The 25,719-nt window shown below is 60.4% G+C and carries 12 protein-coding genes; 8 read left to right on the forward strand and 4 right to left on the reverse strand.

Going from position 1 to position 25,719, the window contains the following annotated elements:
• Positions 1-7: 7 nt before the first annotated feature.
• Both BBAG_RS03255 and BBAG_RS03260 read right to left on the reverse strand, forming a co-directional pair.
• Entirely contained in the window at positions 8-3,175 is a 3,168-nt protein-coding gene (locus tag BBAG_RS03255) for a DEAD/DEAH box helicase (RefSeq protein ID WP_003826050.1), read from the reverse strand.
• Between the two features lie 6 nt (positions 3,176-3,181).
• Positions 3,182-3,607 (reverse strand): (deoxy)nucleoside triphosphate pyrophosphohydrolase, encoded by a 426-nt coding sequence (locus BBAG_RS03260; RefSeq protein WP_003826053.1) that lies wholly within the window; start codon positions 3,605-3,607, stop codon positions 3,182-3,184.
• A gap of 406 nt (positions 3,608-4,013) precedes the next feature.
• Here BBAG_RS03260 and BBAG_RS03265 point away from each other — a divergent pair, with 406 nt between their 5' ends.
• The 5 genes from BBAG_RS03265 (at position 4,014) to BBAG_RS03285 (ending at position 15,945) form a co-directional block, all read left to right on the forward strand.
• Complete coding sequence (locus BBAG_RS03265; protein WP_003826058.1) at positions 4,014-5,222, forward strand: MFS transporter; 1,209 nt, start codon at positions 4,014-4,016, stop codon at positions 5,220-5,222.
• A gap of 116 nt (positions 5,223-5,338) precedes the next feature.
• Complete coding sequence (locus tag BBAG_RS03270) at positions 5,339-9,988, forward strand: DEAD/DEAH box helicase (RefSeq protein ID WP_003826060.1); 4,650 nt, start codon at positions 5,339-5,341, stop codon at positions 9,986-9,988.
• Between the two features lie 49 nt (positions 9,989-10,037).
• Entirely contained in the window at positions 10,038-11,444 is a 1,407-nt protein-coding gene (locus BBAG_RS03275; protein WP_050754770.1) for a metallophosphoesterase family protein, read from the forward strand.
• Positions 11,441-14,755 carry an AAA family ATPase gene (locus BBAG_RS03280; RefSeq protein ID WP_003826065.1) on the forward strand — a complete coding sequence of 1,105 codons (3,315 nt, stop codon included), beginning with the start codon at positions 11,441-11,443 and terminating at the stop codon, positions 14,753-14,755. Before BBAG_RS03275 ends, BBAG_RS03280 begins: the two co-directional genes overlap by 4 nt.
• Before the next feature lie 218 nt (positions 14,756-14,973).
• Complete coding sequence (locus BBAG_RS03285) at positions 14,974-15,945, forward strand: ribokinase (RefSeq protein ID WP_047750246.1); 972 nt, start codon at positions 14,974-14,976, stop codon at positions 15,943-15,945.
• 87 nt (positions 15,946-16,032) lie between these two features.
• Here the strand turns inward: BBAG_RS03285 and BBAG_RS03290 are convergent, their stop codons facing one another.
• Positions 16,033-18,726: a DNA gyrase/topoisomerase IV subunit A gene (locus tag BBAG_RS03290; RefSeq protein ID WP_003826069.1), complete on the reverse strand. Its 2,694-nt coding sequence runs from the start codon at positions 18,724-18,726 to the stop codon at positions 16,033-16,035.
• A gap of 261 nt (positions 18,727-18,987) precedes the next feature.
• On the opposite strand from BBAG_RS03290, the gene BBAG_RS03295 reads away from it, so the two are divergent.
• From BBAG_RS03295 to BBAG_RS03305, 3 genes are all read left to right on the forward strand, one after another.
• Positions 18,988-20,352, forward strand: coding sequence for an alpha/beta hydrolase-fold protein (locus tag BBAG_RS03295; protein WP_003826073.1), 1,365 nt, complete (start codon positions 18,988-18,990; stop codon positions 20,350-20,352).
• 50 nt (positions 20,353-20,402) lie between these two features.
• Positions 20,403-22,967: a bifunctional lysylphosphatidylglycerol flippase/synthetase MprF gene (locus tag BBAG_RS03300; RefSeq protein ID WP_047750076.1), complete on the forward strand. Its 2,565-nt coding sequence runs from the start codon at positions 20,403-20,405 to the stop codon at positions 22,965-22,967.
• 132 nt (positions 22,968-23,099) lie between these two features.
• A complete protein-coding gene (locus BBAG_RS03305) occupies positions 23,100-24,350 on the forward strand; it encodes an alkaline phosphatase family protein (protein WP_033508201.1) in 1,251 nt (416 codons plus the stop codon).
• 105 nt (positions 24,351-24,455) lie between these two features.
• Here BBAG_RS03305 and sepH read toward each other — a convergent pair whose 3' ends face one another.
• Complete coding sequence (gene sepH / locus BBAG_RS03310; RefSeq protein ID WP_003826079.1) at positions 24,456-25,607, reverse strand: septation protein SepH; 1,152 nt, start codon at positions 25,605-25,607, stop codon at positions 24,456-24,458.
• Between the last annotated feature and the right edge of the window lie 112 nt (positions 25,608-25,719).

Below are 25,719 nucleotides of genomic sequence, written 5' to 3' on the forward strand. Positions count from 1 at the left end.
GCTGGGACTATTCGATCCGGCCTGTCAAGTACTTGTAGAACTCAGGGTCCAGCGGCTTATGCAGCCGTAAGGTCGAGAGCACCACATTGACGGTATCGTCGCCACTGGCCCCGGGCTTCTGCACTGCGCGCATGTTCGAGATCGAAGCGACATGGCCGAGATAATAGTATTTCTTATCGGCCTCCTCCTGCTTGCGCATAACGAACAGCGGCACGAAATGCGTCTCATCCCAATGCGTGGTGTCGGCATCCTTTTGCAACCATTTGAATTCCGGGGAATTCAAGAGACGATTGTTCTTGCTATACCAGTCCATCTCCTGCGTGTTGAGGAACCGGTCCTCGTACTGGCTTGCCTCGTATTTGACGAGAATGGGCATGGTGCCGGTTGCCGTATGGCATAAGTATCCGCCGACGTTCTGGCCGTTGACTTCCTTCATCCATCCGCACAGCCGTTCGATGTCGGTCAGCGTGTACCGATGCCCATATACAAAACCATGCTCGAAATCCAGCCGCTGATCCTTCACATCGCGGAACAGGTCCCGGCAGTTGAGCAGTCCGGTTCGCAGCGTATCGGCGAAGAACAGACGGAACGTGCTGTTGCCCTGCAGCAGACCTACGAACGGCTCGCTTAATGAAATATCGCCGTTGGCGCTTCGGGCAATCAACGGAACGTCGCCGAATCGCTTCGTGTCCTGCTGAGTGAAATAGGAGTAGTCCAATACCTTCAGCGCGGATTCCCATTGCGCGTCGGAATCGTCGGCTGCGGCGAAATCGTCGCGGATCGCCTGTCTGAGTGCAGAAGCCGGCATGGCCGATACTGGTCTCCAAGGAAGCGTGTCTCCCAAGCGCTCGTTGCCAAAGCGGCAGAGTCTATCCAAAATCACCAGCTCATGCGGACGGACGCCGGGGAGCAGCAGTTCCGTGGCCATCTTCAGTATCCCGTCTTCGACAGGGGACGTCGGTTCAAGCATATTGGCGAAGGATTGCGAATCGGCGTTCCGTTTGCCGGCCAGACTGCGCTCGCAGGCCCGCACGAATTCCAGATACGAGGCGGTGAGGATGCTGCCGCCTTTGCCTTTCTGCCCTTTGCCGCTGCTGCGGCGCAATGCAAGCATGCCGGGCAGCGAGGGGTCATGGGCATATACATCGGTAAGCATGGGTATGCACCCGATCTGGAAACGAATCTGCCGGTATTCTTCGGAAAGCCGTTTCATATTGGACCAGTCGGCTGTGTCGAGGGCCTTGAGAATACGTTCCCGTGAGATACGGTCGAAGCTGATGGAACTTAACCCGATACTGGTACGGGATGCGATGTTCTTATGAGGATTGCCCTTTCTGCCATACAGCGCGACGGGAATAAGGAAGTTATTGGCGTAGTTGCCGATGAAATCGATGACAGTGACGCTGTCCTTATAGGCGAACTTGCGCAGGCCTCGACCAAGCTGTTGGGTGAACACGATGCTGGACTTGGTGTTGCGTAGCATGACGATCTGGTTGATCGCCGGAACGTCCACGCCCTCATTGAACAGGTCGACGGTGAAGATGTAGTCGAGTCTGTTCTCCTCAAGATCCTTGACGGCCTGCCTGCGTTCCTCATCCGAATTCTTGCCGGTAATGGCGCGGGTCCGGTAATGGCGCTCCTTGTACTCGTAGTAGCGTTCGTTGAACAACGCCGACAGCCGTTCGGCCTCATCCTGCCGGCTGCAGAACACCAGTCCGGTCAGATCCTGACGGTAAGGCGTGTACTTGCGGAGCTGATCGATGATGTAGTCGACTCGTTTGGCATTGGTAAGCTGGCCGATCTCATAGGTCAGCTGATCCCTGTTCCCGGAATTCAGGCCATTGTCCAACAGAATGCCTTCGGAAGCTTGGTCGTTATCCACCGCCCCCAGATATTCGGCGATGCCATAGTAGTGGAACGGGCAGAGCATATCCTCGTCCAACGCCTGCTGGAGCCTGATCTCATAGGCGACGTTATAACCGAACATTTCGAAGATGTTCACGCCATCGGTACGTTCCGGTGTCGCGGTCATGCCAAGCATGAAATCCGGTGTGAAATAGTCGATGATCCGACGGTAGCTTGCGGCGGAAACGTGGTGGGCCTCGTCGATGAGAATGTAGTCGAAATGCTCCTTGCCGAACGAAGCCAGTGTCTCGGGATTGGATAGCGTATTCACCATGGCGAACACGTATTTGCGGTCGCCCTGCTTGCTGTTGCCTGAAAGAACGCCGAGTTCAGACTCGTCGCATCCAAGCACCTTGCGATAGGATTCTCGCGCCTTGATGAGGATCTCCTCGCGATGTGCGATGTACAGCATCCGTTTCGGATGGAACTGCTTGACATCGAACGCCGAAAGATAGGTCTTGCCGGTGCCGGTGGCGGAGATGACGATTGCGCGATGCTCGCCTTCGGCTCGAAGCCTGCGCAGATTCGCCAATGCCTCACGTTGCATGCGATTGGGCTCGATGGTCTGCTTGGCGATGGACTGCAGAATCTGCTTGCGTGCAGGCGCGTACTTCTTGAAATCCTCCTCGTAGTGCTTGATCCAATCCTCGGTGAGCGGAATCGACTCATCGACCTGGGAGGCGATCTCGTTGCGGAACTGATCGATCAGCGTGCCGTCTCCGGAAGACGACACCTTCAGGTTCCATTCCCGTTGCGACACCAGAGCCGGGGGAGTCAGATTCGAACTGCCGACGTACACGTTGAAATAGGGTTTGCCGTCCTTCATGTGACGGGCGAAGATATAGCCCTTTGGATGGAACGCCCTGTTGTGGGGATTCTGATCATGGCCTTCCCAGATCCGCACGTCGACATGCGCTTCGTTCTTGATGCGAAGAAGTTCCCAGAACGCTTTGGGCTCGTTCCACATGTTTTTGGTGGAGGTGATCAGCCTGCTGGCGCCGCCATGCTGGCAATGATCCAGAAATGGTTGGAACAGCGATTTCAACGCTTCGGAACTGACGAAAGCGACGGACATATCAAAGGAATCGCTGTATTGCAGCTCGTTGCTCAACGCTGTTCCCATGGTGTCATGAAGCTGGTTCGAGATAAGTTTCGGAGAGAACGTGCCCGGGGCGTCGGCATTGCCATGGATGAGACCGGAGGTTACATCCTCAAGCAGGGAATCGGAGGGGGCGAGTTCGGTATCCGAATGCGTGGTTTCGAATTGCATGGGAGCTTACTTCCTTGCAAGATCCATGGTGGCGATGCGCCGAACGGCATCCCGGTCGGCCGGCGCCCAGTCCAGCCCGGGCATATCGGCGGGAAGGGCCCACCGGATCTCGCGGTGTTCCGTCAATCGCGGCGTGCCGCTGATGAGATGACAGACGAACGTGGTGAGTATGACGGTTCCGAAATCATAGTCATAGGAGGACGTGCACACCTCGTCGGCAACCTCGACCTCACAGAGCAGCTCCTCTTCGATCTCACGATGCAACGCCTCGCGTGCGGTTTCATGCGCTTCGATCTTGCCGCCGGGGAACTCCCAATACCCGGCCAAGGACCTGCCTTCGCCACGCCTGGCGCAGAGCACCTTCCCATTGCGGACGATTGCCGCCCCGACGACATTGATGACTTTCCTTGGCGTGTGCGCAACGTCGTTCATGCCTGTGCCCCTTCCACGAGTCGAAATCAGGACCAGGATACAACCATCGACGGCGTAAGCCGAACCACCATGCCGGTAAGGCATGTCAGCCGAACATGCGTTGAAGATTCGCCTGTGCAAGTGCAATGCAATCGGTGCTGTCATCGATATACAGCCGTATTCAGCCCGTTGTCCATTCTGAACAGGATCGAGGCGTCTACTTTCATAATGATTTCCTCCATGGCGGTCCCTTTCGTGATTGTCGGTTGATGGGATGGGAACCATACTGATCCATTGGTGAGGTGTTTGGAGGGAGGGCATGCCTACGATCCACGATCGATCCACGATCGGTTCGGTCTCTACTCCAGGGCAGACGCCCCGATATAATAAGTCGGTTTGATTTGCTTGGGAAAGGATGGGAGAACGCATGGCAAGTCTGCTGCTTGCGGTCATCTATGTCGCATTCATCAGCTTGGGATTACCTGACGCGATGCTGGGGGCCGCATGGCCATCCATGAGCCAGGACCTCGGTGCGCCGCTGTCGTGGGCGGGCGGCATTTCCATGGTCATCTCCGCGGGCACCATCGTCTCCGCGTTGCTCTCCGACCGCATGACCCTCCGTTTCGGTACGGGCAAGGTCACTGCGGTCTCCGTGGGCCTTACCGCCGCCGCGCTCGCAGGCTTCTCCATCGCGCCGAACTACTGGGTGCTCATGGCCTTCGCCATTCCCTATGGTCTGGGTGCCGGCGGTGTGGACGCGGCCCTGAACAACTATGTCGCCATCCACTATGAGAGCAAGCATATGAGCTGGCTGCACGCCATGTGGGGCCTGGGTATGCTCACCGGCCCGTATGTTATGGGGTATGCGCTCGGTCATGGTCAAGGCTGGGGTTGGGGATACCGATACATCTCCATCATTCAGATTGTGCTCACCGCACTGCTTATCGCCAGCCTGCCGTTATGGAAGCAGCGCAAAGCCACTGTTGCCGAGCATAGCGGACAATCCGGCGAATCCGCCGAATCCGTTCCCGCTGCACGAAAGCCACTGGGCATCCGTGGGGTTCTGCGCATTCGCGGCGCCAAGGAGATCCTGATGATGTTCTTCTGCTATTGCGCCGCCGAACAGACCGCCATGCTCTGGGCCAGCAGCTACATGGTGCTCGGTAACGGCATTGACAAGACCACGGCGGCCATGTGGGCCGGTTTCTTCGGCATCGGCATTACCGCAGGGCGTGTGCTCAGCGGCTTTTTGACCATGCGCTTCGGTGATCCGATCATGATTCGTATCGGCCAGAGCGTCATGTTCCTCGGTCTGATCGTACTGTTCGTCCCGCTTCCCGCACATGCCGGCACCATCGCCGGGCTTATGCTGGTAGGGCTCGGCTGCGCGCCCATCTACCCGTGCGTCATCCACTCCACGCCGGACTATTTCGGCGAGGACAAGTCGCAGGCCATCGTCGGCATGCAGATGGCGTTCGCCTACACTGGTTCCATGCTGATGCCGCCGCTGTTCGGCCTGCTGGCGCAGAACATCAGCGTCGCATTGTTCCCGTGGTTCCTGCTGGCCTGCCTGGCGGTCATGGTGATCATGCATGAGTCGTTGCGTCGCAAGTGCGGCAGCGCGTTAAGTGCCTGACGATTCCCGTCGTTTAGCGGCGTTGCACTGTATGACATGCCCACGGTGAAACCGTGGGCATTGTTGTATGCGTAACGGTTCCGGCGATATCTGAACGTAATGCCATAATCGAACATATGTACGAATGTCTGAATCTGTTTTCGGAGCCCGTCGCAGCATGGTTCGCCGATGCGTTCGGCACACCCACCGAAGCGCAGAATCAGGCATGGCCGGTCATCGGTTCGGGGCAGAATACGCTTGTCGTCGCGCCTACCGGTTCTGGAAAGACCCTGTGCGCGTTCCTGTCGGCGATCGACCAGTTGATGGCGGCCAAGGCAGTGCGGTCGTCCGAAAGGAATCCCGATGGGGGCAAAGCAGGGAGAGCCGGCGCAAGTGTTCACGGCGTCACCGTGCTGTACATTTCGCCGTTGAAGGCATTGGGCGTGGATGTTGCGAAGAATCTTGAGACACCGCTTGACGGCATTCGGCAACGATACGCCAAATTGCATGGCGAGGTGCCGGAAATCGCCGTGGCCATCAGAAGCGGCGACACCACGCCGCAGGAACGCCGTAGAATCGTCAATCATCCGCCGGATATTCTCGTGACCACTCCGGAATCGTTGTTCCTGCTGCTTACCTCCAAAGCGCGGCGAATCCTATCCACCGTCACCACCGTGATCGTGGACGAGGTACATGCCTTGGCCGGCACCAAGCGCGGTGCGCATCTCGCTGTGAGTCTGGAACGCTTGGACAGGCTGACCGACCGCCCGGCGCAACGCATAGGATTGTCCGCCACAGTCAATCCTGTCGGTGAAGCGGCGCGTTTTCTTGGCGGTGAGCGGTCCGTGCACGTCGTCGACCCTGGTGTGCGGCCGAATATGGAGCTGAAAGTCGTTGAGCCGCTAACGAACATGCTCGACACCAGTGCTACGGGAGGTTCGGTATGGCCGTCCATCGAGCGTAGCGTGCTGGACGAGGTGCTTGAGCACACCACCACACTGGTGTTCGTGAATTCCCGTGGTCTTGCGGAAAAACTCACCGCACGGCTTAACGACCTGTATGCGGAGCTGCGGGCCTCGCGGCATCTCGAACCGGATTCGCCCGAAGGCCGTGAAGGATTCGCCAGGCATTACGATTCCGTCGTCGGCTCGACCACCATGCTCGTGGGAGCACATGAGGGCGGCGACGTCATCGCCATGGCCCACCACGGTTCCGTTTCCAAAGACAGGCGCAAGCAGATCGAAGAGGATTTGAAGCAGGGGCGTCTGCGTTGTGTTGTCGCCACGTCCAGCCTGGAGCTAGGCATCGATATGGGTTCGGTCGATCTGGTGATCCAGATCGCGCCGCCGTTGTCGGTTTCGTCCGGCCTGCAGCGGGTGGGGCGTGCCGATCATAAGGTCGGCGGGGTATCGCACGCCCTGTTCTACCCGGTCACCCGCAGGCAGATCATCGGCGTCGCGGCCAGTGTCAAAAGCATGACGGCGGGCGATCTTGAGCCGCTGCACATTCCCGGCAACCCGCTGGATGTGCTGGCCCAGCAAACCGTGGCGGCCGCCGCGATGGACGATCTCGACCCGGACGAATGGTATGCGCAAGTGCGCAGGGCCGCGCCCTTCCGTGATCTGGACAGGGACATGTTCGACTCGGTGATGGGCATGATGACCGGCGCGTACAACAGCGAGGAGTTCTCCGCATTCCGCCCGCCGTTGCAGTACAACGAGGAAGCCGGTCTCATCTCGGCTCGGCCAGGGGCGCAGCGTCTTGCGGTGACCAGCGGCGGCACCATCCCCGACCGCGGCATGTACACGGTGGTGCTTCCCGAAGGCGAGTCCGGTACGGGTCCGCGCAAAGTGGGCGAATTGGACGAGGAGATGGTGTACGAGTCGCGCGTCGGCGACGTGATCACCTTGGGCACCTCATCCTGGCAGATTCAGGAGATCACACGTGACCGTGTGGTGGTCGTCCCCGCACCCGGCCGCACCGCGCGCCTGCCGTTCTGGCATGGGGAAGGCGACGGTCGTGACTACGGTTTCGGCCTTGCTCAGGGCAGATTCCTCACTAGTCTGGCGCAGGGGCTGCGCAATCATACTGGTGGGACTGCCGGGTGCCATGAACGTGGCGACGGTCCGGATTTCGCCGTCGACATCGTTGAGCGCCTGCGCCATGACGGGCTCGACGATAACGCCATCGGGAATATGGCGGCCATCATCGCCGACCAGGTACACGCCACGGGTACTGTTCCCGGCGACAAGCATGTGGTTGTCGAACGATGCAAGGACGAAAGCGAGGATTGGCGGATCATCATCCATGCGCCATATGGCAAAAGGGTGCATGCGCCATGGGCCATGGCCATTGCCGCGCGAATTCGGCAGAGACACGGTTTCGACTGCCAGGCGTATGCCACCGACGACGGTATCGTCATGCGGATGCCGGACGGGTACGGCGAACTGCCGATGCGCCAGTTGCTGCTTTTCGACGTGGACGAGCTGCAGCACATTATCGAGACCCAGATCGGCGAGACGGTACTGTATATGGCGCGATTCCGCGAATGCGCGGCACGGTCGCTGTTCCTGCCCAGAACAAGCCCCGGCAGGCGCGTGCCGTTATGGCAGCAGCGGCTGCGGGCGGCTCAGCTGCTCAACGCGGCGCGAACCCAAAGGAATTTCCCGCTGCTGCTGGAAACCGCACGCGAATGTCTGCAGGACGTCTACGATCTGCCGGCGTTACGCAAGGTCATGGACGGACTGAATGCCGGCGCGATAGCCATAAGCGAAACGATTACGCAAGTCCCGTCGCCGTTCGCGGAAGACCTGTTGTTCGGGTTCGTCGGTTCCGTCATGTATCAGTACGATGTTCCGCAGGCGGAACGCAGCAGCCGTCTGCTGTCCATGGACCCGGAGGTATTGGAACGGCTGCTTGGCGATGCGAATATGCCGTCGCTGCTCGACGGCGAGGTGATCGCACAGGTGGAGGGGGAACTTGCCGGCAGAACGTTCTGGAACGATCTGCCGGAAGACGATGTGCCTGGAAGGGTGGCGCGCTACGCCAAAACACATGGTCCGTTCACCGCCGACCGCATGATTGCGGATCTGGGGCTTGACGCGGAGCAAGGTGTGAGGATGCTTAACGATATGTACGCCAAGGGGGAAGTGCTGCGAGGCCATTTCACCCAAGCCGAGCACGGCGGGGAAGACGAATCCGATACTGGGCGAGCGGGGCAGGCGTATCAATGGCTGCATCGCGAAGTGTTCCGCCGTATTCGTACGTTGTCATTGGCTAAGGCTCGTAAGGCCGTCAAACCGGTCGGGCAACGCGAATACCAGTCGTTTCTGCTTGCCCGGCAAGGTGTGGGGTCGGTCGGCGGCGAACATCACTACGGCGCAGAGGGGCTCATGCGCGTGATCGAACAGCTGGAAGGCGTGTATCTGAATGCGTCGGTCTGGGAATCCGCGGTTTTCCCTGCACGGGTGAACGGGTATCAGCCGCAGTTGCTTGACGAATTGCTGGCCAGCGGCGATGTTGTGTGGGTGGGCGGCAAATCCGGTGCCGGCGACGCCCTGGAGACCGGACGAATCGCGTTCTACCCGCAGGATTCGCCACTGCTGGCAGGGCTAACGGACGGTAGCCTGACTGTGCATGCGGATGCCAGGAAGAATACGCCTGAGGCCACCGAATCCTTCGACTCCACCAATGAAGCGGATGTATCCGAAAACGAGCCTCCCACCGTGATACAGGCGATTCGCATGGTGCTTGGCGGTGGAGGCGCATTCCACGCGCGGCAGCTGGCCGCCGCCGTCAAAGCGCTCTGGCAGCGTCATGCTCCAGAAGAGGTGGATGGCATCACTGGTGAATTGCTGCCTCCCGTATGGGATGAGCATCGCTTCGAACAAGCATTATGGCTTCTGGTATGGCAGGGTGAGGTTACGAACAGCTCATTCGCGCCGGTACGGGCTCTGATACAAGGGGCACGACTATCCTCGGCGGCTTCCCCGCGAAGGCGGGCGCGCACACTGGCACACACGCGGGCGTACGGTTCGACCCCGGCATGCATGACCGGCCTGTGGTCGCTGATCGGAACGCCACGCAATGCATACGGTGACGAAAACGCCGCCCATGGTCCGGACGGTCCTGAACGCCACGCCATCGCACTGGTCGAATCATTGCTGGACAGGTATGGCGTTGTAGCGGCGCCACTGCTTGAAGTCCAGCCCGTTGCCGGAGGCTTCTCCGCAATATACCCGGTGCTGAAGCGTATGGAAGAGCACGGAATGGTAGCGCGCGGCATGTTCGTCGAAGGATTCGGCGCCGCACAATTCGCCGATACGGGCACTGTGGACGCCTTGCGCTCCCACGCATGGGACGACGGTTCATGTGTGGCGCTGGACGCGACCGACCCGGCCAATCTATCGGGCGCGGCGATCGCATGGCCGCAATCGAATCAGCCAGAAGACCGTGGCAAAACGGATGGGATGGCGGCGCCGCGTTCCGGTCCTGGTCATGCCGTCAAGCCTGCGCGCCGTGCAGGATGCGTCACGGTATTGGCACACGGATCGCCGGTACTGTTCGCCATGCCGCGCTCGCATCGCATCCAGACCTTCACCGAAGACGAGGCATTGCTGAGGCATGCCTGCAGCGAACTGGGCAACATGCTGCGCAGGCAGCCGAGCGGGAGCATAACCTTCCACGAGATGAACGGCATGCCACTGACCCGACGGAACGATTTTGTCCGGTTACTCCACATAGGCGGGTTCACCCCCTGTCCGCAAGGCATGCGGCTGTATGGCTGAGCGGACGGCAACCATGGCATGGTATACAGACGAAAAACGAAGGAAACGAATGATACGGGTACTGCATACGTCCGATTGGCATATCGGTCGACGGTTCAAAGGCGTCGACCTGCTTGAATACCAGCGCAAGGCGCTGCAATGGCTGGCGAATCTCATCGACAGCGAGCATGTGGACGTGCTATGCGTGGCGGGCGACGTCTACGACTCGCCACGTCCTTCAACCGAAGCGGTGCGCCTGTTCAACGATATATTCGCCATGCTTGGTCGAATGGAGGTCAACGGTCACCCGTTGGAGATCATCTTCACGCCAGGCAATCACGATTCGGCGGATCGTCTGGGCACTGGTGCCGCGCTGATGCGGCCGAACGTGCATATGCGCTGCGATATCGAGACTATCGACGAGCCTGTGCTGATCGGCATAGGCGGCGAACAACTGGCTGTGTATGCGCTGCCATATCTCGATCCCGACCTGTCGCGGCCGGTGCTGCAGAGCATGCTTGATGAGCGCGGCGGCGCATTGGGCGCGTATGGGGAGCAGGAACGCGACGAAGACGGGCATGCTCGCATCGCCCGGTCGCACGAGGGCGTGATGAAGGCGGCTATGCAACTGATTGTCAACGATCTGGCCGAACGCCGTCGCAGGAGGCCTGCGCTGGCCGCGATACTCATGGCGCATGCCTTCGTTTCCGGTGCCCAATCTTGCGATTCGGAACGCAATATCAGCGTGGGCGGTGTGGACAGCGTTCCCGCGGCATTGTTCTCGAACAGCGGGCTCGACTATCTTGCCCTGGGGCATTTGCACAGGCCGCAGAGCGTCACCATCGCCCAATCCGATTCCGATGAATCGATATTCCACCAGTCACGCACCCCTCAGGCACGCTACAGCGGTTCGCTGCTGGCCTATTCGTTTTCCGAAAGCCGTACGCCGCCGGTCGAGGGAAACGGTAAAAGCGTGGTGTTGCTTGATGTGGATGCCGCCAGCGCGCCGAAAACGGGGGGCAATGCGCTTGGCGATGTTCGTGTTGTTGACGTGGCATCCGGCGAACCGGCATTCGCCCAAATCGAAGGCGATCTGGACAAAGTGCTCGGCCCGTTGGCCGATGCGTACGGCGACGACTGGGTGTCCATCACCGTCCATCTGCAGGAATACCCACACGGGCTCTACCAGAAAATAGATGCGAGATACGCGCATGCGCTGGAGAAGAACCCCGTATACGACAGGCGATCGTCGGCTCCCGCCCATGTGATGGCCGACATGCGCTCGGCGGTCGACGAGATGGATGTGCTGGCCGGTTTCGTGCGTTATTCACTGGGGCGTGAGGTTCGTGACGATGAGCGTGAGGTGCTGAGAACAGCCGTGGAGGCGGTGCGTTCCAACGGTGCCGAACATGCCGGATCGGCAGGGAAGAGCAAGGATGCCAACGTCAAGCATGCGGATAAGGAGAACGGTCGATGAAGCTGATCGGATTGAAATTTCAGGGCGTAGGGCCGTATAAGGGCGAATTCTCGATCGATTTCGCGGCGTTGACGCGATCGCACATGTTCCTGATCGACGGCGAGACGGGCGCCGGTAAGACCACGATTCTCGACTGCATCACCTTTGCGTTGTATGGCAACATCTCCGGCAACACCGAGGGACGCAACGGTGCCGGAGACAAGCAGCGGTTGCGTTCCCGTTTCCTTGATGGCACAGAGGAGAAGACATATGTGGATCTGATCTTCGAGGAGGGCGGCCACTACTACAAGGTGTATCGTTCCCCGGAATACCCGCGTGCGAAGGCTCGTAGTGAAGGTTTCACCAGCGAAAAGTCCAAGGCGAACATGATGCGAATCGCCGGTGACTATGAGGCGGAGTTTCGTTCGCTGATAGACGAAGTGCCGCAAAACGCCGAAAACGGCCGGGAAGCGGAACGATACTATGCGTTCTTCGACATGCCGGCGCGTGCCGAGGCCATCACCTCCAAGGTGAGCGAAGTGTCCGTCGAGGTGACGGGGTTGTTGGGATTGAACCGTAGCCAGTTCTCCAAAACCATCATGCTTGCGCAAGGCCAGTTCGCCGAGTTTCTGCGGATGAGACCGGAACAGCGGACCGAACTGGTCAAGGATCTGTTCTGCGCGCAGGAATATGAGGACATTCAAAACCAGCTGAACGTCATGCGGCAGCAGTACGGCAGGCGTGTCGACGAACAGCGGCATGACCTTGCCGCCGCGATCCGCGACAATCAGGCGAATGCTGGGCGTATCCGTGAGGCGTTGAACGCGTATCGTGACATCGATGGCGGTTCGAGCGACCTTACGGCGGCTTCGGATGCCGCGCAACCGGAGGCCATGCCGTTCGGCGATGATGCCCGGTGGGGTTTGAACGAGGCCGGCGACATCGACGAGCCAGCCTACAGCGCCGATCAGATCGTGGCACGACTCGATGGCACGCTGGAATCCGTGCGAAGCGACGCGCAGACGTTGGTCACAAAGGCCGAAACGCAGTTTGCCGAAGCGGACAGTGCATGGCGGGAATCCCAACGGCGAAACGATACCGCCAACGCGGTGCGCAAGGCGCAAGGGGATCTGCGGTCCGCGCAGGTGCGGATGGAAGAGCTGAACGTTCTCGAACAGGAGAACAAGCGTGATGAGCAACGTGTGGAGCAGGCCATGCAGGCAAACCCCATCATGGATCTCGCCCGGGATCGCAAACGGCAGGACGAGCTGATCGCAAGCAATGTGCGGGATCGCGAACGGCTACAGGCGGAACTGGACCAATACGAGAGCCTTGACAGCCTCAATCGCGATCATGCTCAGGCGTTGCAGGCCGCCGGTGTCGCTCAGGCGGCCGAACGTGAGATGGAAATCGCGCAAACCCATGGCAAACTGGTCGGCCAGATGCAGCAGGCGCAGCATGCGTTGCAGAAGGCGGAAACAGCCTGGCGACAATGCCAAGGCAAGCTGGAACACGCACAGCGGGCAATCGGCCAATTCCCCGAGGAAAGCCGGCTCGAACAGCAACTGGACGAGATCGCCACCAGGCTTGGGGCACAAGGGCAGCTTACCGAAACCGTCAATCGCGCACGTGAACTATTGGAGCATGCGCAACGCCACGAGACGCTGCTGCCAGAACGAGACAGGGCCGAAGCCACGGTCAAGGCATTGGAACGTTCCCACGAGGATGCCGTTGCGGCGTATGAGCGGGCGCAGCGGCAGCTGTATGCCGCAGGTGCCGTCCGGTACGTTCAGGAGTTGCATGACGGCGAGCCATGCCCGGTGTGCGGCAGCAGAGAGCATCCGCATCCCGCGCAGCAGCCCGAACAGACTCCCACCAAAGCCGGCATCGACGCGTTGAAGGTGCAGGCGGAACGACGTGCGGGCGAACTGGGCGAAGCACGCATTGCATTAGCCGAACTCGGGCAGAACATCGAAGCGGAGCATGAAGCCAGCGGTGGATGCGACGTTTTGGAAGCCGAAAATCGGCTCGCCGAAGCGAAGCGCGCATTGCAGAAGCTCGAACCGTTACGTGATGAATACGGGAAGCTCAAACGCAGCAGGGAACAACGTCGTGCGTTCAAGAACGAATTGGACCGGGCCAAGCAGGATTGCGTGGCGGTGCAGGCGCAATGCGCAGCGGCCCGACAGGCGTTGGAGCAGGCCGCCGAAAGAGCGGAGGGCATTACAGCGCAAAGCGTGGAACAGGAACGCGAGCGGGCCGAGCGGCGCCTTGCCGAAGCACAGCGCCAGGAGCGGCGTGCGCAGCAGATCGAGCAGAAGCTCAAGGAACGCAATGCCATCGAAACGCGCATCACCGAACTTACGGCGCATAACGAGACGCTGAACCAGCAACGCGGCACCATCGCGCGCGCATTACGGGAAAAGCTCGCATCGAGCGCATTCGCGGACCTTGACGCAGCATGCCATGCCGCACTTGACGAACGAAGCATACAACAGCTCAAACAGCGCATCGACTCCTATAAGCGGAATCATGCCGCGGCGCAGGGCGAACTGGAACGTGCCGACGACGAGCTGACACGGCAACGGCATGCCTGGAAGGCCATCGGCGGCCAATACAGCATCGAGCGCACTGCCGAAGCGTTGGAAGCGTCCAGACTGCGGCGTGACGAGGCCATGCGCTTGCAGAGCACCGCGGCAACGCTTGACGCCGAACGTCGGCGCTATGCGAGCCAGTTGCGCGTTATGGCGTCCGACTGGCGGCAGGCCATGGTCTCCTATGCGCCGATCCGTACCATGGCCCTGCTTGCCATGGGGGATAGAAATTCGCCTGCGGCGCACAAGGTGTCGCTCATCACCTATGCCGTCACCGAACGTTTCCGCGACGTGCTCGACCGTGCCAACGAGCTGCTCAAAGACATCCGTGGAGGAATCTACGAGTTGCGTCTTGGCGATCATGAAGGGCGGGCCGGAGGCAAAACGGGTCTGCCCATCGAGGTGCTCGACAGGCGTACCGACATCGCCACCGAGCCCAGCACGTTGTCCGGCGGTGAAACCTTCTTCGTCTCGTTGGCGTTAGCGTTGGCGCTTGCCGATGTCATCCAAGCCGAGAACGGCGGGGTCTCGATGGATACGCTGTTCATCGATGAGGGGTTCGGCACGTTGTCCGATGAGTTCCTGGACGATGTGATGGATGTGCTGCGAGGCATTGCCCGCGGTCGTGACATCGGCATCATCTCCCATGTGGGGCGCTTGAAAGGGCAGATTGCGGAACGGATCACGGTGGAACGCGTGAGCGAGAACGCCGAAAGCCGTCTTTCGGTGACGATCTGACGGATATCGTCGGTCGGTAAGGCTCGAAACGTGCTGTGCCATGGTCTCACGGATTGTTGGTTCATTCATCAAAATAAGTGACGAGCCGTTGCGATAGCAGTGTTTTGAGCCTTATGCCAACACGATTTTCGTGTGTTCTGATGTGAGAAAAATGGCGTTTGGGCGGGTAGGCTACTATGCTGAAGCGCATGCTTGAAGAGAGTGAAGAGCGCGAACAGATGCCCGTGGCCATTCGGGAACGATTACGTTCACTGGAAGGCGCACGAGGATCCATCGTTGTCGTCGGCTCCATGAACGCTGATTACACGGTTGCGGCGAAGCACTTGCCGGCACCGGGTGAGACGGTCAGCGGCGGCAGCCTCAAGATCCTGCCTGGCGGCAAGGGCTCCAATCAGGCGTCCGCGGCGGCGCGTCTCGGCGCACAGGTGTGCATGTTGGGTGCCGTGGGCGAAGACGATAACGCGAACTTCCTGCTGCGTAAGTTGGATGAGGCCGGTGTCGACACCGCCGAAATCCTGCATGAGGAAGGTGTGAGCGGTACCACCATCATCACCGTGGATCCGGAAGGCAAGAACACCATCGTGTATTCGCCGGGTTCGAACGCGAAGGTCAGTGCGGGGTACGTGCAGTCGCATCAGGATGTGATCTCCGAGGCCAAGGTGCTGGGCCTGTGCCTGGAAAGCCCTTTGGCCACGGTCATCGCGGCGGCGCAGACCGGCCATGAGGCCGGTGTCACGGTGCTGCTCAACGATTCGCCGTTCATCGACGAATTGCCCCATGAGCTTATCGAAGCCGTGGATATTCTGCTGGTCAGCCAGCATGAGGTGGCCCAGTTGCTGGGCATGCCGGATGAAGACGTCTCCACCATCGATTGGTTCGACGCGGTGTCCCGTTTCGAGGATTACGGTTTCGACCGCGTGGTGGTCACGCTCGGCGCTTCCGGTTCGATTGTGATTGAGAACGGCAACTGGCATCGTGTGTCTGCGGTGCAGGTCAAGTCCGTGGATGCCACCGGCTGCATTGATTCCTTCATGGGAACCGTGCTCGCCGGATTGGCGGCTGGCTATACGCTGCTGCAGTCCGCGCAGATGGGCTCCTATGTCTCCGCATATGCGGCCACCAAGCTGGGCGCGCAGTCCGCGTACGGCTCCGCGACCGAAGTGATCAACTACTTCAGTGACGGCAAGTAGCCGATTCGTTCCCATACAGACAAGCGGGGTCTCCCATCGGAAGGTGGAAGACCCCGCTTGTCGTTCAGGCACGCAGACGGCGTGCGACTACCCTGCGAAGGAGATGGGGGAGTCCAGCTCGGTTCCCGAGCCGTCGCGGCGCATGTCCGGTTCAGGCAGCTCCACCGGCGAACTTGTCTCGGTGGAGGCATGCACCGGGTAATCGCCCACCCAGGCGAAGATCAGCGTGTTCTGCCCTTTGAGGAATCGCTGCGAGCGTACACCGCCGGTGGCACGCCCCTTGGTCGGGTACATTTCGAACGGGGTCACCTTGGCTGCGCCGTTTTCGGTTCCCGGCAGCGCGTCGGAATCGCCGGCCACGGTAAGCACCACGGCGCCGGACGCCGAAGTCAGTCCGTTATCGCCTTCCTCATAGGTCCAGGCGACCTTGTCGGCTGCGACTACATTGAATGCGGCAACCTTGCAGCCTTCCGCAAGCTTGATGCCTGCCATGCCTCCGGCCGTGCGGCCCTGCGGGCGTACATTCTTCGCCTCGAAGGTCAGTAGTGAGGAATCCGTGGAGATGAACACCAGTCGATCCTCGTCGCGGGCGATTGCGGCGAATACGATCTCATCGCCATCCTTCAGGTCGATTACCGACCAGGAATCCATGGTGGTCGGGGCTTCGCGGTTCCAGCGTTTCACCACGCCCGCGCGCGTACCGATGGCCAATGGCGGCAATGCCTGCGGCTCGGTCGTGTCGCTATCCGTCGCGTCATCGGAATGCTTTTTCGAAACAGGCTCCATGGCGATTGCGGTGACGACATGCTCGCCGCGGATCGGGTCGGTGCTTTCCGTCTGCCCGATCAGCTCATCCGCCTTCACTCCGCTGCTCAGACTGAGTGTGTTCGTAGCGGGTACGACCGGCAGATCGGCCACCTGCGCGAGCACCAGCCGTCCGGCCGATGTGATCAGCGCATAGGTGGCGCGTGTGGTGGTGCGGAAGATGGAGACGATCTGGTCGTCGGTGGCACGTTCACCGGAAACGGAACGTGACCGGAACATGCTCAGTGCTTCCGGCGTGGCCCGTGCGATCAGTCCGGTGGCGCTCATCATCACCGTGCAGGGCTTGTCTTCGATTTCCAAAGCCATGCTTTGCTCGCCGGCCTTCTTCGCCGCCGCCACATCCGCAGCGGCGGATGACACTGTGTTGGCGGATTTGACGGCTTCGAGTGCCGAAGCGGAGACGCCGGTCATGCCTTCGGCCACAACCGGGGTGAGGTTGCCTTCGGCGTCGGCGTCCAGCAGCACGGTGCGGCGCGGCGTTCCGTATTCGGCCACGGCCCCGTCCATCTCATCGACCACGACCCGGTCGAGCGCCTTGTCGGACGCCAGGATGCGCTCGAGTTCCTCGATGCGCTTGTGCAGATCATCGCGTTCGGATTCCAGCTCGATGCGGCTCATCTTGGTCAGTCTGCGCAGACGCAGGTCGAGAATATACTGCGCCTGGATGTCGTCCAGGTCGAATACGGCCATCAACCGTGTTTTGGCGGCATCCGCGTTTTCGGAGGAGCGGATGACTTGGATCACCTCATCGATGTCGATCAGCGCCAGCAACAGCCCCTCGACCAGATGCAGTCGCTCCAGTGCCTTCGTTCGGCGGAATTCGCTGCGGCGCCTGATCACTACACGTCGGTGGTCGATCCATACCTGAAGCATCTCCTTAAGCCCCATGGTGTGCGGGCGCCCATTGACCAACGCCACGTTGTTCATGGCGAAATTATCCTGCAACGGGGTGTGCTTGAGTAGCTGCACGAGCACGGCGTGCGGGTCGAACCCGGTTTTCAGCTCGATCACCAAACGGGTGCCGTTATGGCGGTCGCTCAGGTCGATCGCGCCGGAAATGCCTTCGAGCTTATGATTCTTCACGCCTTCGGAGATGCGTTCAAGCACCTTTTCCGGGCCCACCATGTAGGGCAGTTCGGTCACCACGATGGCTTGTTTGCGTGCGGTCACATGTTCGATATGCGTGGTGGCGCGAGTGGAAAGCGTGCCGCGTCCGGAAGCGTATGCCTCGCGGATGCCGTCGCGTCCGATGATCATGCCGCCGGTCGGCCAATCCGGGCCGGGCACGTAGCGCATCAGCTCCTCAAGCGTGGCGTCCGGGTGCGCCATCAGATACTTCGCGGCGTTCACGACCTCGCCGAGATTATGCGTGGCGAGGTTCGTGGCCATGCCCACGGCGATGCCGGAGCCGCCGTTGACCAGCAGGTTCGGGATGGCGGCTGGAAGTACGGTGGGTTCTTTGAGCTTGTTGTCGTAGTTTGGTGTGAAGTCGACGGTGTCCTCGTCGATATCGGCGTTCATGCCGAGCGCCGCGGGGGCGAGTCGGGCTTCGGTGTAACGGGATGCCGCCGGTCCGTCGTCCAGCGAGCCGAAATTGCCGTGACCGTCCACGAGCGGCAATCTCATGGCGAACGGCTGTGCCAGTCGGACCATGGCTTCGTAGATGGCTGAATCGCCGTGCGGGTGGAGCTTGCCCATCACCTCGCCCACTACGCGCGCCGACTTCATGTACGGACGGTCCGGGTTCAGGTTCATCTGGCCCATCTGGTAGACGATGCGCCGCTGTACGGGCTTCATGCCATCGCGGGCATCGGGGAGTGCGCGGGCGTAGATCACGGAGTACGCGTATTCGAGGAATGATTTGCTCATCTCCTCGTTCAACGGCGTCTCGACGATGTTCTCTTTCACTGTGCGCGGATCGTATACCGGCGCGGCTGCCTTACGATGTGATGCCATGGGACTCCTTGGATTTTGCAAACTCGCTCCATTTTAGCGTCTTCACCGCCGCCGCGGTTTGCCGCCTGTATATCGTCCGCATATCGTTCGATGACGCCGGATATCATTCGACAGAACGATGGATACCGTTGTCATGCGGCATACAATCGAAAAACGTGATGCCGCGGGATGATGCTGCGGATTTCATGCCAAGCCGCGGGGCGTTGTTTCGTACGTAGTTGGTTACGGTGTATATGGCCATCATGAAAGGAAAGAGAAGCAATGCTCAATCAACCTTGGCTGAAACCCGTTATGGAATGCTCGCTGGTCAGCGGTGCGTTGCCATGGATGTTCTGGATACTCACCATAGCAGGGATGATTGCGGTTCTTGCGTTCCTTATTAAGGAGGGAGAACGTAAACGGGTCATCATCACGTTGATTGCCACGGTGGCCGGCGGTGCGATCGGATACCTGCTGACCTGGTTGTGCTCCGACGTGTTCGTGGTGTTCGGCGTCGAAATGGGAGCCAAGGTGATTCGCGCCGTGGCGATCGGTTGTGCGATGATGGTGCTGCTGATCTGCGGAATCGTGTTTCTGCGCCGCTGGAAGCGTGCACTCGCCTCCGTGGCTGTCGTGGTGGCGCTGTTCGCCACCTGCATTCACGTGGACGCGATCTATGAGGAGTTCCCAACCATCGGCAGCCTGTTCGGCTATACGGGGTATTCGAGATTGTCGTCGGCCAAACTGCGTAAGAGCACGATGAGCGTCAAGGAGTGGAAGAAGCTTGCCGCCGAGGGCAAGATGCCCACGACCCCGAAGGAGGGGCGCATCTACGACGCGTCCATTCCCGCCGCGAAATCCGGTTTCAAGGTCCGTGACGCCATGGTCTACCTGCCGCCGGCGGCGTTGAGCGCCGAGCCGCCGGAGTTGCCGGTGATGGAACTCATGGCTGGGCAGCCGGGTAGTCCGGGGCGTTTCTTCCAAGCCAGCCATATCAAGGGCATGCTTGACAAATACGCTTCCAAACATGACGGATTGGCACCGATCGTCATCTCCCCGGACCAGAACGGGTCGAACTCCAACAACAGCCTGTGTGCCGACACGTCGCAAGGCAAGGCGGAAACCTACCTGACCAAGGACGTGGTCGACTGGGCGAAGAAGAATCTGCCCGTATCCGACCAGCGGTGGGCCATCGGCGGCTTCTCACAAGGTGGAACCTGCGCCACGCAGCTGGGGCCGCGCCATGCGGAACAGTACTCGCTGATCATGGCGGTCGGTGGCGAACTGCAACCGACCAGCGGCAGCATCGAACATATGGTCTCCGAGTATTTCAATGGCAACAAGGCCGCCTATGAGGCGCAGATCCCGGCAAACGCCATCAAGGAGCATGCGCCCAGCGATCAGGTCATGATCCTCGGATCCGGCGCTCTCGACCACCAATCGCTCACCAATCTGGAAACAAACGCGAAGGCCGGCATTCAAGCAGGCATGACGGTCACCAAAATCAAGGTGCCTGACAGCGCCCATGACTGGCATGCGGTGCAGGCGGTGCTCAAGCCGACCATCGACTGGTTCGCCGACATGAGCGGACTGGGCAAAATGACGAAAGCCATCAACGAATATGAATCATTGGAGGTGCTGCCGTGAGCGGTGAAACCAAGGAAGTGAAGAAACCAAGGCCGTCAACACCTTGGACCATGCTGTGGGGCGATGCCAAGCAATGGAACAAGAACCATAATTTCGCCACCATCACCACGGCGGTGTTCGTGGCGATCAACATCGTCCTGTGGGTCATTCTGGCATGTTTCGGTCACAGGTTGCCGTTGCGTTACCTCAACACCACCATCGCCGACTTCAACATCGGCAAGCTGCTGGTTTCGCTGATTCTGACCCGAGGCGTGCTGCAAATGTTCGGCTGCGCGTTGCTGATCATCTTCGTGCTGGCCGTCGCCGAATCGCGTATGGGCGTTGTGCGTACCGTCGTGGTGGCGCTGGTGAGCGCCCTCGGCGGTCTGGTCGTCGGCATCGGCCTGTGTTACGGCATCGGCCTGGCCTATCAGGATGTCGGATTCATCACCCGCCAGCAGTTCACGCTCAGCCCGGTGGTACTGGTCATCGGTGCACTCATGGCGGCCAGCGCCTACAGCGATACTCTGATGCGCCGTCGTATCAGACTGCTTGGTTACATCGCCATTCTGGTGATGCTGTTGTATGGTGGCAACCCCGGTGACTATTGCGTGCTCGCCGCCGCGTTGATCGGACAGATCATCGGTCGCGTGTGTGCCGGAGCACCCAAGCGCAAGTCCTTCCCGTCCAAGAACAAAGCCGAAGCCTCCGGCGGCATGCGCCCGTGGCAGTTCGTCCCCGTATTGGAAAGTCGTCGAATCTTCGGCGCGATCTCGGCCATCATGGCCTTGGGGCCGCTTACCGCGATCACCTCGCCCAACCATGCCGGCCCGTTGAGCACGCTCGGCTTGCTCATGAGTCCCGATTCCGTCGATAATGTCATGCTCGCCGACTGCCTGGCCAATAACACCAAACAGGGCTGCTTCCTTCAGCTCGATCTGCTGCGCGTCTTCATGCCCGGAGGTGTGCTGCGCTCCCTTTTGCCCACCGCGGTGATGCTGGTGCTCGCCTGGGGCGTGTACCGTGGCCGTCGCTTCGCGGCGATCGGCACCGTGGTCGTCGACATCCTGCAGGTGTTCGTCGCGGTGGTCTACTACCTGTTCATCCCGCTGACGTTCTCCGACGGCGGCTTCTCCGCGTTGGTTCGTCACGGCGCGATGTTCGCCTGCATCGTCACTGCGCTGCCGTCGTTGTTGTTCGCCGTCGCGATGATCATGTCGATGAGCCAATTCAACATCGCCGTCGGCTGGCATCGTCTGGCGCACGGTTTGTGTGCCATGGTCATCGCGTTCCTCGCTTGCGCCGGGCTGTTCCTCATCTACGGCATGGCCAGCCCGAACTCCTTCAAGCCAGCGGTCACCATGGAAAGTCTGCTTGCCGAACTGCCGGGCCGCTTCCTGCCCATCGGCTTCCTGCACTTCTCCGGTCTGAGCTTCGGGCCCAAGACCCTGCTCGCATCCGTGGTGTTCCAGGGTGTCGGCCTGGTGTTCTGGCTGGTCGTGCTCGTCGTGATGCTGCGTTGGATGAAGGACGCCACTCAAGAGAACGAAGCCGTCCGCGAACGTACCGGTCGTCTGGTCGAGCTTGGCGGCGAATCCATGAGCTTCATGGCCACGTGGGAAGGCAACCAGTACTGGCTGTCGCCGTCCAAGCGTTCCGCCGTGGCATACCGTACCGTCAACGGCATTGCGCTGACCTATACCGGCCCGTTCGGAGACCCCGCCGAATGGGAGAACGACCTGAAGGAGTTCTCCTCCTACTGTGCCATGCAGTCGCTCACCCCCGTGTTCTACAGCGTGCACCGCGAACAGCGTGACTTCCTCCTCAAGCTCGGCTGGCATTCCATCGAGGTCGGCGGCGAGATGGTCGTCGACCCGCGCAGCTGGAAGACCACCGGCAAGAAGTGGCAGGACATCCGCACGGCCATCAACAAGGCCAAGCGCGAGGGCATCACCGACGTGTATTCCAGCTTCGCCGACGCGCCGTTCGATGTGCGCGAGCAGATCGAGGACATCTCTGACGAATGGACATCCGGCAAGGCGCTGCCCGAAATGAAGTTCACCCTCGGCGGTGTGGAGGAGTTGCGCGATCCGCGCGTCAAGCTGCTGTACGCCATCGACGAGAACGGCCGCGTACTCGGCGTCACCAGCTGGATGCCGACCTGGCGCGATGGCCGTCTGATCGGTTGGACGTTGGACTTCATGCGTCACCGCACCGACAGTCCGAACGGCATCATGGAGTTCCTCATCGCCCGCATGGCCCAGCGTCTGCACGATGAAGGCGAAGCCGATCCGCAGAACGCCGTCGAATTCATGAGCCTGTCCGCCGCGCCGCTCGCCGGCATGAACCCGGAGCGCGACAACATCGACGAGAACGGCAACACCAGCGAGGGCATGGTCATCCTGCAGCATGGCCTGCAGCTGGTCGCCAACCTTATGGAACCGGCGTACGGCTTCCGTTCGCTGTTCAACTTCAAGCGTAAGTTCCAGCCCGCCGAGGAACCCGTGTACGTGTGTTACCGCGATTCGGCGAAGCTTGCGCAGATCGGTCTGGCGGTGGTGCGCGCCTACGTGCCGACCGTCACCGTGAAGCAGGCCGTAGGTATGATGAAGACCATCGGCAACGGTCGCAAGTGACGCCATGAGGGTTCCGGAGCCGGGCGTGGAAACGTAGTGGCCCGGAGTCCTTGATATGAATCGATTGTTCACCCCTCAGCCGGTCCGGTAACGGATTGCCGGTTGGGGGGTGAGGTTTACGATGGGGACATCATGGAAATGCCGGAAAGAAAAGAACTGCTGGGGCTGGTGCCCACAGCGACGTATGGTGATCATCTGCCGCAGGAGGGGGAACGCGGAGGAGCGTTGCACCTGTCTTCCATCCTGCCTGCCCTGTCCAGTGCCATCGGGCATCCCGTGCCCACGGCGGTGCACGATGACCCGAAGAACCTGCAGTATGCGTTGGGGTTCCCCGACGTGCGCTCCGCCATCGTGGTGCTGGTGGATGGGCTTGGCTTCTGGAATCTCACCGACCGCATCGGGCATGCGCCGTATCTGCGTTCGTTGATGAAGGATGAGGCGAACCGTCGCCCGATCTCCACTTGCGCGCCCAGCACAACCACGGCGGCCATGGGTACGTTCGGCACGGGCACCTGCCCGGGGCTGACGGCCATGGCCGGGTACACGCAGCTCGCGCCTGCGCGGGATAGGCTCATCCAGCTCATCCAATTCAAGGATCCGCTCGCGCCGAGAACGAACGGTCCGGTTGTGCCCATCATCGACCCGCATGACCTGCAGCGCCAGGACACCATCTTCGAGGCATTGACCGCGCAAGGCGTGCGCGTCACAAGTTCGGGTCTGGCGAAGTTCAAAGGGTCGCCGCTGAGCGAGGCCGCGTTGCGCGGTAGCAAGTACATTGCCAACGTCACACCGCGCGAACGGGTCAGGGCGGCCGCCGAAGCCGCACGTAAGCCGGGATTGTCGTATCTGTACATCCGCGATGCGGACAAGGTCGGCCACAGCAGCGGCTGGGATAGCGACAAGTGGATCGCCGCGTTTGAACATATCGATGCTCAGCTGGCGTTGCTCGCCAGGGAGGCCCCGAAGGGCACGCTGATCGTGATCACCGCCGACCATGGCATGGTGAACGCCGATCCGTCCAAGCGTATCGACATTGCATGCGAGCCGGTATTGCAGCAGGGGGTCCGTTTCGTGGGCGGCGAGCCGCGTGCGGTGATGCTATATGCGGATGACGATCCGGAGGCTGTGGCAGAAAGGTGGCGTGATTTCCTGGAGGATAGGGCGCTGGTCCGTACCAAGGCCCAGGCGATGACCGACGGATTGTTCGGCACGGTGAGCGAGCGTGTGGAACCGATGCTCGGCGATGTGATCGTGCAGGCGGTCGACGAGGTCACGATCGTCGATTCACGCACCCAGGCGGATAAGGCCACGCGCCTGCCCAGCGTGCATGGATCGCAGACCATGATGGAGATGGATATCCCCTGCATCGTGGACGTGGCCTGATCGTGCCGTTACGGCGGCACTGACGGGCCGGCAAACATGCGAACGCTCCGGTGAGGAATTCACCGGAGCGTTCGCACAGGGGCTTGGGGCGTTCCCCGCCTATCGTCAATCGCCGAAGAGGATCTCATCCCAGCTGGGCACCGCAGAACGGCCTGAACGGCGTTTCGCGCGTACTGTTTTGGCTACGCGTGGCGTTTCATCCGTATCCATCGTGTCCTGTGCGGCGATCGCCTGCTCTGACGTGATGCTGCGGGTCTCAGGCACATTCTGGCCGCCTTCGTGCTGTTCGGATGCGTCACCGGTCTGCGCTTCATTCGCGTTCCCGCTCTGGTCGCTCTGGCTGTCCTGACCGTTCTGGCCGTTGTCGCCGTCGGCTGCGCCCGTGTCGTCGTCGGTTGCGTCATTCTCGGTGTTGCCTTCGGGTGAGTCGCCCTGTTCGACGGCGTTCCCGGCACCGTCGTCGTTCGATTCGCTGCTCTCGTTCGCCATGGCTTCGGCGGTTTGCGCGGTGTGCGCCACAGTGTCCACCGCAAGACGTTGCGTGCCGTTCACACGTTCGGTGATCAGCGGAATCGTCGGCGAGGGGGAATCCGAGTCCTCCGTATGCGCGGACGCCATGTCCTCCAACGGAACCGTCTCGTCGAAGATGATATTGGGGGAGCGGTCGACGATGCGATGCTCCTCCATGATCCGCTTCGCGATGTCGTTGAGGTTCACCACGGAATTGTCGTGCATGTTCCACGTCCACTCGGCGCGCAGCTGTTCGCCGGAGATCATGAAATCGGCGAAGATATGCCACGGTTCATGCCCGCGGCGTGTCGCGCTCCATGCAAGCGTGTCGCGTTCGATATGCGACTCGCTGATGGCGAGTGTGATCAGATCCTCCACCGTGTGCGCACGGCTTTCCTTCGGTGCCGGAACACGTTTGAACTGTTCGATGGCATACTGTTTTTCGGTCTGCACCGAGGAGGAGAACCTTCGGACCAAAGCCTCGTTGAGGTTGTATTGTTCGGCCACCTCCGAAGGGGTGAAACCGGCACGAATCAACTGCTGGATCTTCGAAATCGGCAGCGTGTCGTGGGTCTTGGGCTGCTGTTGCCCCAACGCTTCCAAGCGAATCTGCTTGGCTTCGAGGATGGCTCGTTCCAGTTTTTCGTCCACCGTGACGAGGAACTTCTCGCCGCCCGCGACGAATACCAGGTCACCTGCGTCGGAGACATGGTCCAGACGGGCGCCCCTAGGCGAATTATCAGCCATGCGCACACCACTTTCCGCTAAAACTTATGCACTTCTTTTAAGTATGCCCCACGTGTCGAACTTTACGAGCATTTCTTTTCGTGTATCCTCTACGGGAGTAGACCCGACACTG

This window comes from Bifidobacterium angulatum DSM 20098 = JCM 7096, assembly GCF_001025155.1.
Taxonomy (GTDB): Bacteria; Actinomycetota; Actinomycetes; order Actinomycetales; family Bifidobacteriaceae; genus Bifidobacterium; species Bifidobacterium angulatum.